This window comes from Vibrio sp. 10N.239.312.C11 (assembly GCF_041466065.1).
GTDB lineage: Bacteria > Pseudomonadota > Gammaproteobacteria > Enterobacterales > Vibrionaceae > Vibrio > Vibrio tasmaniensis_A.
Genome location: NZ_JBFSRZ010000024.1, coordinates 55,105 through 71,770, shown reverse-complemented (window position 1 = coordinate 71,770; position 16,666 = coordinate 55,105). Strand labels below are relative to the sequence as shown.

Here is a 16,666-nt window from a genome sequence, read left to right as displayed (position 1 = left end):
AGCTACACATCAAAGCCTCTGCCTTGTATAAATACCCAGCAACTCGCTGCAAAAACCAGCTCGAAAGATCAACACGCCCTAATTTCAACCCAAAAACTTTTTTGTAATGACTGATGGCGTGATAAATAACGGTGTAATAGATGGATGCTCGTGTAATAACAACAGAAACTTTACCTCTAAGACTTGGGTTAACAATGTGGTCTCATTCTGAGTGGCAAAGTCAGTTTTATGGCAAAGGAACAAAACCCGCTGAGCGCTTAGAAAAATACACCCAAGTTTTTCATACCGTTGAAGGCAACACGACTTTCTATGCGACACCCAGTGTCTCAACGGTCAATAACTGGAAAGCCGCGAGTCACGATGATTTCAAGTTTACTTTTAAGCTGCCTAAGTTCATCACCCACCAGCAGCACTTAAAACATTGCCAAGCCGAACTCAAAGAATTTCTGCTCACCATGTCGCCCCTACTTAGGCGCATTGGTCAGTGGACGATTCAATTGCCCCATAGCTTCGAACCCAGCATGCTTCCTGCCCTGCAAAAATTTTGTACCTTGTTTCCAAAAGACATGCAGCTCGGCGTTGAAGTTCGTCACCTTGGTTTCTTTGATAAAGGCGATGCCGAAAAACGTTTCAATCATTGGTTGATAGAAGAAGGGATCAATCGCATCATTATGGATAGCCGTCCTGTTTTCTCCGCACCACCAACCACAGAAGCGGTGATCGACGCGCATCAAAAGAAACCACGTGTTCCGGTTCATGCCATTGCGACGGCAAACAATCCGATGGTTCGCTTTATTGGTCATCCAGATCAGGAACCCAATCTGGCTTTCTTTAAACCTTGGTTCGCGAAATTACCGACTTGGTTAAACGAAGGAAAACAACCTTATTTAATGATCCACACCCCAGACAATAATCACGCCCCTGAGTTGGCGATTGCTATCTATAAGCAATTACAGACGCAAGTTGCTGAACACACAAAGATAACCTTGCCTAATTTGGCGGAGTTTCCTGCTCAAAAAGGCGACCATCAAATCTCGATGTTTTGATAGTAAACAACTACTAACACACGTTCACTTTCATCAATCTCAGTTTTCGTGACACAAGCCATTTTTTTACGTAAAATACGTCCCCTTTTATTTGGTATGAATTTTGTGCCAATTACGCTGACTGTCGAGAGAAAATGCCATGAGCAACACAGACAATATCTTTTCCGCTCCTATTGATAAAATTGGAGACTTCACCTTTGATGCAAGGGTTGCTGAAGTATTTCCGGATATGATTCAACGCTCGGTGCCTGGTTATAGCAATATCATCTCTGCAATCGGCATGCTGGCTGAACGCTTTGTAAAGCCACATTCAAATATTTTCGATCTTGGCTGCTCGCTTGGTGCTGCGACACTTTCTATGCGTCGTCACATTCAGCAAGAAGGCTGCACGATTTTCGCTATCGATAATTCAGAAGCCATGGTTGAACGCTGTAAGCTGCATGTAAACGCCTACCGCAGTGACACACCGGTAGAAGTGATTGAAGCCGACATCCGTGAAGTGGAAATCAAAGACGCCTCTGTTGTGGTGCTTAACTTTACACTGCAATTTCTGTCTCCTGACGACCGATACGCTCTGCTTGAAAAAATTCATGCAGGCTTACGCCCGGGCGGAATCTTAATCCTTTCTGAAAAGTACGTATTCGAAGACGAAAGTTCAAATGAACTGCTTATCGACCTGCACCATGACTTCAAGCGTGCAAACGGATACAGCGAGCTTGAAGTCAGCCAGAAACGTAGCGCAATTGAAAACGTGATGCGTCCTGACTCGATTACAGTTCACAAGCAACGTTTTGAAAAGATTGGCTTCTCAAGTAGCGAAGTGTGGTTCCAATGCTTCAACTTCGGTTCAATGTTCGCGATTAAATAGCGCACATACCCAGTCAGCTAGTACTAAAACGTCATCCTCAAGAGCGAGGAACGAGCGAGTTGGGGATCTCTATCAAGTACGATAAACCGAGACTCCCTATCATGTTCGTCCCTCACTGTAGGGAATGACAAATTTAATTTCTATTTTAGGGTTTATTGACCCTATTAACTCAGTGAAAAACTATGTTTAATTTTGCCAATTTTTATCAACTCATTGCCCAAGACACTCGCCTTCAGCCGTGGCTTAATGTTCTTCCTCAACAGCTGACGGATTGGCAAAATGCAGAACACGGCGACTTCGACCGTTGGTTACGTGCACTGAATAAAATCCCGCAAGGTGTACCTGATCAAGTTGATCTGAAAAACTCAGTGACGATTGGCAGCTCTACACCGTTCCACACGGGTGAACTTAAAAAGTTAGAAAGCTTACTGAAGACTTTCCACCCTTGGAGAAAAGGCCCTTACACAGTTCACGACATTCACATCGATACAGAATGGCGCAGTGACTGGAAATGGGATCGTGTGCTTCCACATATCTCTCCATTGAAAAACCGTTCGGTTCTCGATGTAGGTTGTGGCAACGGCTACCACATGTGGCGCATGCTAGGTGAAGGTGCTCGCTTAACGGTGGGTATCGACCCTTCTCACTTATTCTTGGTTCAGTTTGAAGCCATTCGTAAATTGATGGGCGACGACCAACGTGCTCACCTATTACCTCTAGGTATTGAGCAACTGCCAAAACTGGAAGCTTACGACACTGTATTCAGCATGGGCGTGCTTTACCACCGCCGTTCACCACTTGATCATTTGATTCAACTAAAAGACCAATTGGTATCTGGTGGCGAACTGGTACTTGAAACGTTAGTGATTGAAGGTGACGAAAACGCTGTTCTTGTGCCTGTAGATCGCTACGCGCAAATGAGAAACGTTTACTTCTTCCCATCTGCACGCGCACTGAAACGCTGGCTTGAACAGGTAGGCTTTGAAGACGTGCGTATCGTTGATGAAAATGTTACAACGATTGGCGAACAACGCACAACGGAGTGGATGACACACAACTCTCTACCGGATTACTTAGACCCTAATGATCCAAGTAAAACCGTAGAAGGTCACCCAGCACCAAGGCGTGCGATTCTAGTAGCGACAAAACCTTAAGCTCTGTTACACAAAACCATAAGCTCTGTCGTCATACAGCCACCGTTATTTATATGTGGGAATTTTGATAAAAAAGAGAACTAATTGTACAAAAGTTGCGCTCATGTTTAATAAGTGAGCGCCCTTAAGTGACAATAATTTTCGTAGCGCTCACATTGCGATTCAATATGACCAGACTCTTACAATAGGATGCTTCACGCATCCTTTTTTGTGGGATAAACTTCTAAATAGTCTGAACTATTCTCTAATTTCCAAAGGTTTTTATATGTTTAAGCGATTATCGCCTATCGTGGCGGTTGGTTTGCTCTCTGGTTGCACCCTCACGAGCGGTGCTACCTACCATCAAGAAACTCTCGACGCTATTTCCCGCTCAGAGACAAACATCGCAAACAAGGTTCAAAATCTTGAACTGCAGCTAAGTAATCAAAGTGATTATATTGAAAGCTTGGAAGACGAAATTACCACTCTTTCTAGTCAATTAGATGTTCACCTGACCAGTATGGAACACAGGGTCATTGAAGAGCTAAAAGAAGCCGAGCCTGTTGCCGTTGCAGCTGCACCTACCGCTCCTACATCACAGCCGACTATTCTAGGCGGTATTGAAAAAGTATCGATCGACTCTATCAAACAAAGCTTCGATGCTCGTGTTGATACTGGCGCAACCACCTCTTCTTTAAATGCCGTCGACATCAAAGAATTCGAACGCAACGGTAAAGATTGGGTTAAGTTCCATTTGGCAGATAAAGCACAAGCAAAAGAAGACCAAAAATGGATCGAAGCGCCCGTTGTACGTTATGTGAAAATCCGTCAATCGACGAATGATCAAACAGAACGTCGAGCTGTGATCGAATTATGGGTAAAAGTCGGAAAAATCCATGAAAAAGCGCAATTTACATTGGCGGATCGCTCTCAAATGAGTCACCCTGTATTACTAGGGCGCGAATTTATCAAAGACATAGCGCTAGTAGATGTAAGTAAAAAGTACGTACAAACGGAAGTTAAATAACAATAGTAGGGTAAGCTATGACGTCAAGAATTCCATTTTATATTTCTATATTCCTGCTCATCGTGGCAGGTATAACTCTGAGTATGTTCAGACATACAACCTACGGTGTACCCTGGACTCCAGGCGAAACTAATCAGGTTTGGGACATTGAAGCTCGTATCGAATTCAATGCAGTGGGCAAAGAAGCAAAAGTTTCACTAGCCGCACCTCACACACAGTCTAACTTTACACTTATCGGCGAGTCAGCTTCATCACCAGGCTACGGCATTTCATACTTGAATACAGATTCAGGTCGCCGTGCTGAGTGGTCAATTCGTCACGCAGATGGTCCGCAGACTATCTACTACAAGACACAGTTCTTAGTCGATAGCCAAGCGAACGTTACCTCAACACCTCCAGAAGGTGATGTGGCTCAACCAAGCTTTGATGGTCCTGAAGAAGCCGCGGCCCTTGCTTTGATTGACAGAGCAACCAAGCGCTCAGCAGACAACATCACCTTTACTCGTGAGTTAATCAAAACGCTTAACGATCCAGACAGCCAAAACTCAGCGCTGATTCTGAATAACATGACCAAAGTGGAAGCGACACACAAGCTACTTTCTGCCGCTAAAATCCACAACAAAGTCGTCGGTGTTATTGAACTGGAAGACGGACGTCGTCGCCAATCAATCCAACACATGAACCAAATTTGGGATAATAACCAGTGGGTTCTATTCTCTCCTGAATCTAGCGAGCAGCAAGTTCAACCAAACCTGTTAATTTGGGATGAATCAAATGTATCTCTATTAGACGTGGTTGGCGGTCAGAACAGTAAAGTTCACTTCTCTATGATTGCTCAGGAAGTTACTCCAACTGAAGCAACCAACAGTAAAGTATCAGCGGATCAACTGTTAAACCTTTCCATTCATAGTCTACCGCTAGAAGAGCAAGCGATGTTTAAAACCATCATGCTGATTCCTATCGGTGCTCTGATTGTTGTGTTCCTACGTGTCATCATAGGTCTTAAGACTTCTGGTACGTTCATGCCCGTTCTGATTGCTGTGGCATTCGTTCAAACACAGTTGGTTACCGGTATTGTTGGCTTCCTACTGATTGTCGGTACCGGTCTTGTAATACGAAGTTACTTATCCAAACTCAACCTATTGCTCGTGGCCAGGATATCCGCTGTAATTATTACAGTAATTATGATTATTTCGATATTTACTGTAGTCGCGTTTAAAATCGGACTTACAGAAGGCCTATCAATTACGTTCTTCCCAATGATTATCTTGTCTTGGACTATCGAACGTATGTCTATCCTTTGGGAAGAAGAAGGCGCGAAAGAAGTTGTACTTCAAGGTGGCGGCTCTCTATTTACCGCGGTGCTTGTTTACTTAGGTATGACTAACCCGTTCATTCAGCACTTAACGTTTAACTTTATTGGTTTACAGCTTGTTATTCTAGCGACCATCTTGTTACTAGGTAACTACACAGGCTACCGTCTAACCGAGCTTCGTCGCTTTAAACCGCTAGCGGAGGACTAAGTTATGTTTGATCAATTTACTTCACCGTTTAAGTTGAAAGACAAAGGCATAATGGGAATGAACAAGCGTAACCATAGTTATATTGGCCGCTACAATGATCGTTCCAAGTACCCACTCGTTGATGACAAGCTTAAGACTAAAATCATTGCTGAACAGGCTGGCGCCACCGTGCCAAAGCTTATTGGCGTTATTAGTCACCAAGCTGAAGTAAAAACAATCCACAAGATGGTTAAAGAGTGGCCGGGCTTTGTAATCAAGCCCGCTCAAGGCAGTGGTGGTAAAGGCATCCTTGTTGTGATCTCTCATAAAGATGGGGTTTACACCAAACCATCGGGTTCTACTATCAATGAAGAAGATGTAGAGCGCCATATCAGTAACGCGCTCGCGGGCCTTTTCTCGCTGGGTGGCAAGAACGATGTGGCCGTAGTTGAAAACCTCATCAAGTTTGATGAGTGTTTTGAAGGCTTCAGCTACGAAGGTGTGCCAGACGTACGAATCATCGTATTCAAAGGCTACCCTGTGATGGCGATGATGCGTCTGTCCACTTCAGATTCAGATGGTAAGGCTAACTTGCACCAAGGTGCTGTTGGTGTGGGTATAGACATTGCGACAGGTAAAGCGGTTCGAGCGGTTCAGTTCGATCAGCCTGTTACACACCATCCAGATACGGGTAAAGAACTCGCGTTATTACAAGTTCCTCACTGGGAAAAGCTGTTAACTCTAGCATCAAGTGCTTGGGAAATGACGGGCTTAGGCTATATGGGTACTGACATGGTATTAGACCAAGAAGAAGGCCCTATGGTACTAGAACTTAATGCTCGACCTGGTTTAGCTATCCAAATCGCGAACGGCGCGGGGCTACTTCCTAGACTGCATCATATTGAAAACCTTGGCACGCCTGCTGAATATCCAAAACCTGCGGAGCGTGTTGCTTACGCTGCAAAACAGTTCGGTCACAACTAGTCAAAATTTTGTCACTTAAATTTTAGGCCAAAATTTGGGGTGTTTGGGGTTATCTCCCCTTGCATCCCAATCCTTTCTATACGCTTACTTCAGCAACACATTCACACCAAAAATAGATTAAAAGGTACTTATTTGTGCTAATTCCGCCTAGGAAGTAGAAAAATACGCACCATCAAAATCAATTAAAACCCATCAAATTTGTGTAGATACCCTATTCACTGTAAATCCCACGCATAAGTATTCACACTGCTTGTTTGTAACGACGTTCCCTTACAAAACGACCAACAAATAAATTGTAACCCTATGTTAGCATACAGATAATTTAGTCAATAAAATAAGCAACAACTGTTAAGGATATGCTCTGATGACCGTCAAAAATAAGATTATGCTAACAATTAGCGGCCTAATCTGTTTAACGATTTTAGTTATATCTACGATAGGATATTTCGAATTTAAGTCTGCCACCACGGATGACTACCGTCATAACTTGTCTACGAAATCGTTTCTTGTAGCCAAAGCTGTCGAAGGGAAAATGGAAGCGTATTTCGGCGCTTTGGAAAGCATTTCAACCAGTATCCATACTGATAGATCCGGTAACATCATGATCAACCCGATGCTGTTGAAAATGATGACGAACAGTAAAGAATCTCTTGGTGTTCTTAATATTTACATCGGTCTTCCTGATGGCAAAACTTACGACGTTAAAAATCAAGGTATCATTCCTAATTTTAATGCTAAGCAAAAACAACGCGAATGGTTCAACCTTGGGTTTTCAGGTGCAAAACGATCAGTAACTAACCCTTACCTAGCAACAACAGGGCATTTAACTATGTCAGTTGTTATTCCATTTAAAGCCAGGGGCGAAACGAAAGCAGTGATTGGCCTTAGTCTTAAAATGAGTGATATTACAGACTATATAAACGAGCTATCTGAAGAGCCAAACTTATTTGTCTCTCGCCAAGATGGTTTCCTTGTTGCCGCTAGCTATGAAGATTTTATTGGTAAAAATATCTACGATCTTCGACCATCATACCGTGAACACGGTAGTAAGATGACCAGTGAGCACTCTTACAATGTTCCAGATAAAGGCGACTTTTATGTCGTTTCGTCTCAAATTGAGTCATTAGGTTGGAATACCTGGGCTTGGGCAAGTTGGGACGACATTGAAGCGCCTTCAAATGCGATGGTGAAAATAAATACTGTAGTTGGTCTAATTTTCGCGGTTATGGCAACCGGAATAACATTCTTATTAGTCACCCGATTAATGTATCGTCCTATTGGCGGAGAGCCACAATACATCGAAGCTCTTGTTAGTCGAATCTCGGCAGGAGACCTGACCAACATCCCTAAATTAAATGGCGATGAAACGGGGATCTACCGTTCAACTCTTGAAATGGCAGGTAACCTCCAAGGCATTATTGGCAATATTGAGCAGTCTTCAAACTCTCTCTCATCACAATCTTCATCTCTTGAGACCTCTTCAAATCAGTTAAGTACCTCATCAGAAGAGCAAATGATGCAGCTAGAGCAAGTTGCAACCGCGATGAATCAGATGACCGCGACTGTTGCGGAAGTGGCTCAAAATGCGATGCAGGCATCATCATCATCATCCAATGAGGCAAGCCTTTCATCTCAGTCAGGTCTTGAGACTGTGGGTGACATGAACCAGCAAATCAGCTTACTTGTAACGAATATTGAGCAGGTTCAAGATTCGATTCTTGGTGTTGAAAAAGAAACTCAAAATGTAGGTAGCATACTTGATGTTATCCGAGGTATTGCTGAGCAAACAAACTTGCTGGCATTAAACGCAGCAATTGAAGCAGCTCGAGCGGGTGAGCAAGGTCGCGGCTTCGCCGTCGTGGCTGACGAGGTGCGTAACCTCGCTAACAAGACACAAGAAAGCACGAACGAAATACAAACCATGATTTCATCACTTCAAACTCAAGCAAAACAATCTGTTGAGCTTATGGTTGAAAATGCGGAAACAGCTAAAGTAACTCGTGAAAAGTCAGATCAAGCGAGTCAAATGCTGAATACTATTCAGCATGAGATTGGGACAATTCAAGACATGAACAACCAGATTGCAGCGGCAGCGGAAGAACAATCGCAAGTAGCCGTTGAAATCAACGAAAATGTAGTGAATGTAAATGATTTGGCGCGAGCGACTGTCGATGACGTCCAGCAAAATGTTCAAACAGCGCAAAATGTTAATAATGTTTCGGACGAACTGCATCAAACGATAAAGATGTTTAAGATCTAATCTTAGATAAGCTAAACGTACCGACAACCTATACGTTAAAGCCTAAGTATCAAAATCTTCGGCTTAAAAAAAGATAACGTAATTAAAACCGCCTTCTCTTCTGAGAAGGCGGTTTTTTATATGGTAATAAGTTCAGGCTGAGTCATGCCAATCACAGTCAGTCATTTTAAATAGCTCAGGAATACCACCCTCACCAAAAGAATACGAGACCCGTGAAGCTGCCAAACAAAAAAAGCCCCGAAGTGTATACTTCGAGGCCATTAATTTACGGTAGATAGATTACGCTTCTAAGGGGTTTCGATAAGCTATTGAACAGGAGATACCGGTTTGTTTTTAGCAAAACCACGCAGACCAACAACGTGTACGTGTTCGTGGTCTTTGAAGACCTTACGTACCAGTTTGTAGGTTGTACCTTTCTCTGGGCTAATGTTCTCTGGCGCAGCAATCAGAAGTTGCATACCTAAACGGTCACACAGTTCAAACAGCGTAGAGATCGACTTAGAATCCAGACGAGCGGCTTCATCAAGGAACAACAAACGACATGGAACGATGTCTTTACTACGAAGTCGACGTGACTCTTCTTCCCAGCTCTGAATAACCATCAATAGGATTGATTGACCAGTACCGATCGCCTCACCCGTAGACAATGCACCCGATTCCGCTTGTAACCAACCGTCTGAACCACGGTTAACTTCAACACTCAGCTCTAGGTAGTTACGGTAATCCAGTAACTCTTCACCAAGAACTTGCGGAGAACGTTGACCCATATCGATATGTGGATTGACACGTTGGAACAACTTCGCCATCGCTTCAGAGAAGGTAAAGCGCGTTGATTCAAACAAGTCTTTGTGTTGATCTTGTTGAGTCGCTAGCCCTGATAGCAAGATCTCGTGGCTTTCACGGATCTTAACGTTCAGACGCACGCCCTTAACCTGACCAAAGTAAATGTTAGACAGACCTTGGTTGAGCATACGAATACGGTTCTGCTCGCGCTGAATCGTTTTCTTTATGATACTTGCTACCGACTCAGAGCTGATCGCTAAGCGGTTTTCACGCTGCGTCAGTTCTTCTGTTAGTCGAGCTAGCTCTACTTCCATCTCTTCGATTGCTTCAACCGGATCATCCGTATGAATGATGTCTTGGCGAATGCGCTCTCGAAGGTGTTGGTAAACCGCAATGTAAAACAGAACCTTACGCTCTGGATGTGCGTTGTCTTCAGAGAGACGCAGCGAATCACGCAGGTCGTCATTGTCAGCTACAGCCAGACGTAGCGCACCCAGTGATTTATCCGACATAGAGCGAAGTTCGCCCGCCGTTAAATAAGCCAGTTCACGTTTGTGCAGACGACGTTCAACGTCATTCTCACGAGCTAAACGCAGTACTGAACACCAGCCGGATTTTGCTGCAACAACGAAGGTACGAAGCTCTGTGTACTCTTTCTGAACTTTCTTAAGACGCTTAGCCAGCGCTTTCATCTCAAGTTCAGTTGAGGTAATCGTGCGTTCGTATTCACTCTTACGGCTACGAGAAGTATGCAAACGCTCTTGAAGCTCGTCACGACGACGAACCGCGCGCTCTTCAGCACCTTCATCAGCGTTAACACCGAACTCTTGTAGCTCTTGCTTGAACTCTTGAACCGTCTCTTGCTTCGCTTGGTGCGAGCTCTTCAGTGCTGCCAATACTTGGTTGTACTGGTTCATCTGTTCGCGAGCTTGCTTCAAGCCATCGCGGCCTTTAGCTCGTGCTTGTTCTGCTTGAACCAACTTCGCTTTCAGTTGTTCGCTCAGTTCGCTGCTCTTGTTAAGCAGGTCAACAGAATCTGCGTAAGCAAAGTAGTGACGACGTTCGATTAAGTCAGAAAGAGCAAACACTTTACCTTTTAGAGTTTGTAACGCGCTGTCCGCCTGACGATACTCGGCTTCCAAAGCTTCGAATTGCTCTGGGTCAGCATCGAGTGCAGAAACGATTTGCTCTAATGAAGTAAGTGCTTTGCCATGAGTGTTCAAGTAAGACTTAGCTTCGCTTAGACGCTCTAGTTGTGCTTCTAATTCAGCGAGACGCTCAGCTAATGTTTCGTCTTCAAGAATACGAACCATTGGTGCCAATTTGTCTAGTGCACCAAGTGCTTGCTTGCTTTGTAGAAGCTGACTGCGTTGTTGTTGCTCTTTAGAGTCAAGCTCAGCCAGAGAACGAACAATTTGATTACGCTTATCACGAATAGCAGCCAGTGCTTGTTCTGGATCTGCGTTAAACGCAACGTGCAGATGCTTAGCAACAAAGCTGTTAAATGCTTGGTATAGGCGATTCAGTTTCTGAGAGTCAAACGCAGCTTTGGCATGGTTTTCTACCACAACGTCACGCTCTTCACGCAATTTCTCTAGGCGTTGCTCACGAGCCGCACGGCCAAACAATGGAATCTCAGGGAAGCGCGAGTAACGCATTTGGCGATCGTTCAGCTGAACACACACCGCACCTTCAAGCTCATCGGCATTGAACGAGCTGTCATCAAACGCATCTACATCGCCTTCTAGGATGTAAAGATCTTCTGGACAATCATCAAGATCCACCAGCTTCTCTTTAATGCCATCAAGGTCCGAAACCACAATTGCGTGACGAGCCGGGCCGTACATCGCACTGAAGTACGGTGCATCGCCAATCGTGATGTCATCGTAGATCTCAGAAAGCAGCACGCCACCAAGCGTATCCGCCAGACCTTTCAGGCGAGGATCGTTAGAGCCACCCGGAGAAGCTAAACGCTCTATCTCTTGTTCAAGTTCAGAACGGCGCGTCGCCAATTGATCTTTCGCTACCGCTTGAGATTTTTCGTCTTCAAGCACTTGCTGCATTTGAGTCATTACTGCTTGGCTATCTTCTAGCTCAGCTTCTGTTTGATCTCTTAGGGCTTCAAGTGCGTCGTTCGCCGTGATCCACGTTGGAGCAATAGACTCAAGTTTTTGAATCTCTTGGTCGTGGTTTTGTTGCACACGACGTTGCTCACTCTTCGCTTCACGCAGCTCTTCTTGAGCGTACTCAAGAGAATCGATCTGCATTGCATGGCGTTCACGTTCTTCATCGAAAACCGCTTCGTCAGTCAGTGAGATGTTGTGTTGCTTTTGGTATTCAGTCGCAAGCTCTTTTGCTTGACGCTGCTGCGCCACATCACGAGCCATGTCGCGGTGCTGAGCACGCCACTGTTGTTCGTTTTCAACAACGTGTTTTGCGTTACGGCCTTTTTCTAACGCTTGCTTAGCACTGTTAGACGCTTCTTTACGCTCAACGTCACCAACGATGCTTTTAACAAGAGCGAGCGCTTTGTCGAACTGCGCAGACGCAGCAGAAGACATGTCTAGTTTATGCTTAGTCGACAGTAACGTTTGAGTGCTTGATTCTTCTTGTGCTTTTAGCTCAGAAACCAGAGTTAATGCGCTTTCTGCCGTAATAGACTCATCATCAAGTAGCTGCTTAGTTTTCTCTAATGCTTGAACCGCTTGTTGGTATTGAAGCGCACGAGTCTGCTGAACATCCAACGCTTGTTGGTAGTCAGCAAGCTGAGTTTTCAGGCTATCCACTTCTTCTTCAGTAATGGTTGCCTGTTCTTCAGCAAGAAGTACTCGTTCTTGAGCTTCTTCAGCTACCATCATCTGTTCTTCTAGACGCTCATTAAGCTCTTCTAGATCTTCACTGTAGCGAGCAATTTTCTCTTGCTGACGAAGTGCAGTTTGAACCAATTGAAGATGATCCGAAGCCGCTTGATAATCTTGCTCTAGTGCCGATTCTTGATCGACCAACAGCTCAAGCTCTTCTTGAACGCGGTTCAACAAGTTGTTTTGATCAAGCAAGGTTTCGCGAGAACCAAACAGTTCACCACGGAACTTCATCGTTTGATCAAGCTTGTTGCGACGATCGTTGGCATGGCGCATGTAATCTGCTGCCACGTAGTTCGTAGATTCAGTGATCAAGTGCTTGAACAAGTCACGATCCGACTGAGTCGTTTTGATCGCTTCTAGCGTCATGCGGTTTTCGCGTAGTGCTGATTCCATGTCTTGGAATGCTTTCTTCACGCCACCATTTTGCGGTAGAAGGTAATCACGCAGAGAACGCGTAATCGCACTAGAAATACCACCGTAAAGCGATGCTTCAATCAGACGGTAGAACTTAGAACGGTCGCTGCTGTTACGCAGTTTCTTCGGTACCACACCGTATTCAAACATCTGTGAGTGGTAATCAACAATCGAAGAAAAGGCTTTAAAGTGCGCCCCTTCATATTGCGCTACCGCTGCTTTCACGTCGTTCAGTTGACACACACGAGCGTGGCTGTCTGAAACGTTCTGGATCAATACATCCGTTGGCTTCACATGGCTTGGAAGGCCTTGGATTACAAACGGTTTGATGTCGACCTTCTTATCACGACCCGCAACTTGCTGCAGTTTTACTGCAAACAATAGGCGTTGATTACGAGAGTTCACAACATCTAGCGCGGCGTAACATGCGCCAGGTTGAAGCTTACCGTAAAGACCTTTGTCGCGTGATGATTGTGAACTGCCCGCTTCCGTTGTATTACGGAAATGCAGAAGGCTTTGGTCAGGGATCAGTGCAGTGATGAATGCCGCCATTGTGGTCGACTTACCCGCACCGTTACCGCCAGAAAGCGTTGTAACCAATCCATCAATATCAAAAGTACGCGCAAAGAAACCGTTCCAGTTGATCATGGTTAATGATTGATACTTACCTCTTTCAATCATGCTTCACCTTCTACTTTTGTTTGTTCGCCATCGTTTGACTCAAGGTCAAAGCCGGCTTGATCGTTAAAAATGTCTTGTTGACCGTTTTCGTCCACGTTTAGTTCAACTTCTGATACGGCTTCCGTTTGCTCTTCATTCAACAAGCTACCTTGGTTAGGTTCTTGAGTATGAACAACAGCTTCACCATCACGAATAAGTCGTAATTGCGCTTCTTTCATATCATCGCCAACACGAACATCTGCACCAAAACGGAACACCGCTTCGCTGATACGGAATTTACCTGTTTCACCAATCACGATCAGCATGCCGATACGACGTAAACGGCGTAAAGAAGTACGTACTTTTTCAAACAGCTTTTCTTTGTCTAAGTCAGAACCAGACGCACGGTTGGTTGCTAGCTTCATGAGTTTTTTCTCATCCGCTAACGACATCAGTTCATCAAACAACTCTTGATTGGTGAAGATGCCTTCATGAGCCAAACGCTCTGGGCTTAGGTATAAGAAACACAATACTTTGCCAACCAGCATGTCGAGCTCAGACAACACACTACGACCAATTAAAGACGTAGAACGCGGGCGCAGATAGAAGAAACCTTCAGGCGCTTTTACCAGTTCCGTATTGTAGCGTTGATAAAAATGCTGAAGCTCAACTTCAAAATCAGAAAGCAACGCATGGTTATCGAGGTCTTCTGTTGAAACATGCTTGCCTGAACGCAACATGCTATCTAGCGCAGGAAACAATGGGTTCGCTATCGCTTTTACCAGTTTCTCTGGCATGTAATCATCAGTACTTGTTAATGACATTTGCTTGTACCTTTGCACCGAAATCGTTGATTGCCTGCCAATCTGGCTGAATAGCCTGATAGTCAGACTCTGAGTAACCTAAGCGAACGGCTTGGTCGACAACAATTCTGGCTAAATCAAAATGGTGTGTGCGAGGGTGCGCTGCGAGGTAATCACGCAGCACAAGGCCAAGATCAATTGGCGCACCTTGCTGTTTGTGAGCTTTCAACATATCTCCGATTCGTTCTGAAAGTAGATCGTTCACTTGCTCAAATTCTTCGTATTCTACGTCGATTGGGGCTTGCCCCATCACTTCGTCATCACGGAGCACAAGTGCTTCATCGCGAAGATCCGTGAGTTTTTCTGCGTCTGCGTAGGTCAATAACCAAGGCGCATCAAAGTAGTCAGTGACTGACTGACGCAAGCGTTGGCTAAAGGCACGGTTTTTATCCATATCGATCGCGGTACGGATAAATTTATGCACGTGGCGATCGTAGCCGATCCACAAATCAATCGCTTGTTGGCCCCAACTGGTGATTCGGTCTAGCTTCATTTGCAAACCAAATAGGGTTTCGCCAACGAACTCGAGCTCATCGTCACCATAAACAATTTCTTGAATATCAAGAATCTGGGTTTGCAGTTCATCACCCGCCGCTTGCAAGGTGTCTTGCAACTCTTTTAGCGTGGCTGAGGTTTCTGATAGCAAAGACTCACAGTTGTTGATTGCTTCTCGCCAATCTTTATTTAACAGATCCGCAATTTGCTGCTTGACGGTTTGTTGCTGTTCATCCATAACCCGCTGGTTGAGATCGATCTGATCAAAAATTTCGCCAACAGAATACTTGAGCACGCCGTACACATTCCTTCTCCAATGTCCCGGAGTTCCACCTTTCTGGGCGGCTTCAATGGCTTTTGCCATCTCATCGGCAACCATAGAAAGCTGGATAGACAGTTTTAATTTAGAAAACTGGCGGTGACGTAAGTAATAATCTGAGATACCAATCGCCAATGGCGATAAGCGATAAATGCTTGCACCATCTGTGATTTCGCTGGTAAAGCGGCTGATCAACTTCTGTTTAACCAACTCATTGATAGCGTTGTTGGCACGAAACGCAGACGCTTCGCCAGTATCTTCAAACAGTCGAGTGACAATAGTGAATGCATCGTGCAGTTCACCCTCGCCCAACTCTTCATCGAACCTTTCATTGCTTAATACGGCGATAGCAATCAAAAATGCTAAGCGCTCTGGTGGCAAGTTTAATGAAAAATCATGCTGCTTGACCCAGCCCACCAACTCATCAATTGGCTGCTCTTCGGCAGTTTGAGTCATTTCACTCATTGTGGTTCCTGTTACTGTTGTTCGTCATATCGAACGTATTAGATATGACGCCTATTTCTTTATGACGCGGCTTCTTACGATGGCATAGCGCATGTTGTGGCTTCTTTTACCACATTCACCGCTGTTATTGCGCAGGTTTTTGAGCCCAAACGTGAATATAACGGCCTAGCGACAGATATGGCTCTTGGCGACATAGCTGTTTCTCTAGTTCCAACACATCTTCAAATTGGTAATCACCCATGTACTCCATATTACCTATGTAGTCACTGAAAGAGCGAATGCCTGATTTACCACAGATATCTAGACCAGCGTCTTCTATCCATTGATAAACCTCTTCAGGCTTCAAGCCTTTTTGTGGTTGCAGCTTAAACCTTTTTCGATGTGGCATCCCATTCAATACATGAGGAATGTTGCCACAAATCACATTTTTCAGGACTAAACCATGGTGGTTGTAAAACATTATCGAGGCAATACCACCGGGTTTTACTTGTTCCAACAATAAATCAAGTGCCTGTTTGGGGTCTGCTAGCCATTCCATTACGGCATGAAACATCACAAAATCGACTTTCTCTTCGAGATGCTCTGCCACTTTTTGTACCGGAGAATGAATAAATCGATATTGCTCGAGCAAACCCGCTTCGCTGATACTTTCTTCTGCGAGCTTCAACATTTCAGAGGAGAGGTCGCACAGAGAAACGTTGTGGCCTAGTGTCGCAATTTTTTGTGACATCTGTGCAAGTCCACCGCCTGCATCAAGGACATGCAGCGGCGAAGCGGATTGATCAAACTTGCTCAAAGCTTGTTCTAAATCTTCCCATACGATGCACTGACGGATCTCTCCTTTGTCAGAGCCGTATATGTTTTTTGCAAATTTGTGGGCAATATCGTCGAAATTACGGTCTTCAGTCACGGCTACTTGAGTTATTATGTCCTATCGTGCCTGCTATTCTGTCACAGGAATTTCAGGAATAAAGAGGCGATGT

General features: G+C 44.7%; 11 protein-coding genes. 7 read left to right on the top strand and 4 right to left on the bottom strand.

Features of this window, described 5'->3' with window-relative positions; genetic code table 11:
- Positions 1-140: 140 nt before the first annotated feature.
- From AB6D07_RS12330 to AB6D07_RS12300, 7 genes are all read left to right on the top strand, one after another.
- On the top strand, positions 141-1,046 hold the full coding sequence (locus AB6D07_RS12330; RefSeq protein WP_017101018.1) for a DUF72 domain-containing protein: 906 nt from the start codon (positions 141-143) through the stop codon (positions 1,044-1,046).
- A gap of 139 nt (positions 1,047-1,185) precedes the next feature.
- Positions 1,186-1,914, top strand: a complete 729-nt coding sequence (cmoA, locus tag AB6D07_RS12325; protein ID WP_017097717.1) for a carboxy-S-adenosyl-L-methionine synthase CmoA — start codon at positions 1,186-1,188, stop codon at positions 1,912-1,914.
- A 182-nt stretch (positions 1,915-2,096) separates the two neighbouring features.
- On the top strand, positions 2,097-3,068 hold the full coding sequence (gene cmoB, locus AB6D07_RS12320) for a tRNA 5-methoxyuridine(34)/uridine 5-oxyacetic acid(34) synthase CmoB (protein WP_009846365.1): 972 nt from the start codon (positions 2,097-2,099) through the stop codon (positions 3,066-3,068).
- A 265-nt stretch (positions 3,069-3,333) separates the two neighbouring features.
- Entirely contained in the window at positions 3,334-4,074 is a 741-nt protein-coding gene (locus AB6D07_RS12315) for an ATP-dependent zinc protease (RefSeq protein ID WP_009846364.1), read from the top strand.
- Positions 4,075-4,091: 17 nt separating this feature from the next.
- On the top strand, positions 4,092-5,597 hold the full coding sequence (locus AB6D07_RS12310) for an inactive transglutaminase family protein (RefSeq protein WP_009846363.1): 1,506 nt from the start codon (positions 4,092-4,094) through the stop codon (positions 5,595-5,597).
- Positions 5,598-5,600: 3 nt separating this feature from the next.
- Positions 5,601-6,560, top strand: coding sequence for an alpha-L-glutamate ligase-like protein (locus tag AB6D07_RS12305; RefSeq protein WP_012603623.1), 960 nt, complete (start codon positions 5,601-5,603; stop codon positions 6,558-6,560).
- 364 nt (positions 6,561-6,924) lie between these two features.
- Entirely contained in the window at positions 6,925-8,820 is a 1,896-nt protein-coding gene (locus AB6D07_RS12300; protein ID WP_017104277.1) for a methyl-accepting chemotaxis protein, read from the top strand.
- A gap of 305 nt (positions 8,821-9,125) precedes the next feature.
- Here AB6D07_RS12300 and mukB read toward each other — a convergent pair whose 3' ends face one another.
- The 4 genes from mukB to cmoM form a co-directional block, all read right to left on the bottom strand.
- The gene (gene mukB, locus AB6D07_RS12295) at positions 9,126-13,562 is read right to left on the bottom strand and encodes a chromosome partition protein MukB (protein WP_029223168.1); all 4,437 of its coding nucleotides are present in this window, start codon (positions 13,560-13,562) and stop codon (positions 9,126-9,128) included.
- A complete protein-coding gene (mukE, locus tag AB6D07_RS12290; protein ID WP_017097715.1) occupies positions 13,559-14,365 on the bottom strand; it encodes a chromosome partition protein MukE in 807 nt (268 codons plus the stop codon). Before mukE ends, mukB begins: the two co-directional genes overlap by 4 nt.
- Positions 14,346-15,683, bottom strand: coding sequence for a chromosome partition protein MukF (gene mukF / locus AB6D07_RS12285; protein WP_012603619.1), 1,338 nt, complete (start codon positions 15,681-15,683; stop codon positions 14,346-14,348). The genes mukE and mukF overlap by 20 nt, the downstream gene beginning before the upstream one ends.
- Positions 15,684-15,807: 124 nt before the next feature.
- Entirely contained in the window at positions 15,808-16,593 is a 786-nt protein-coding gene (gene cmoM, locus AB6D07_RS12280; RefSeq protein WP_009846357.1) for a tRNA uridine 5-oxyacetic acid(34) methyltransferase CmoM, read from the bottom strand.
- Between the last annotated feature and the right edge of the window lie 73 nt (positions 16,594-16,666).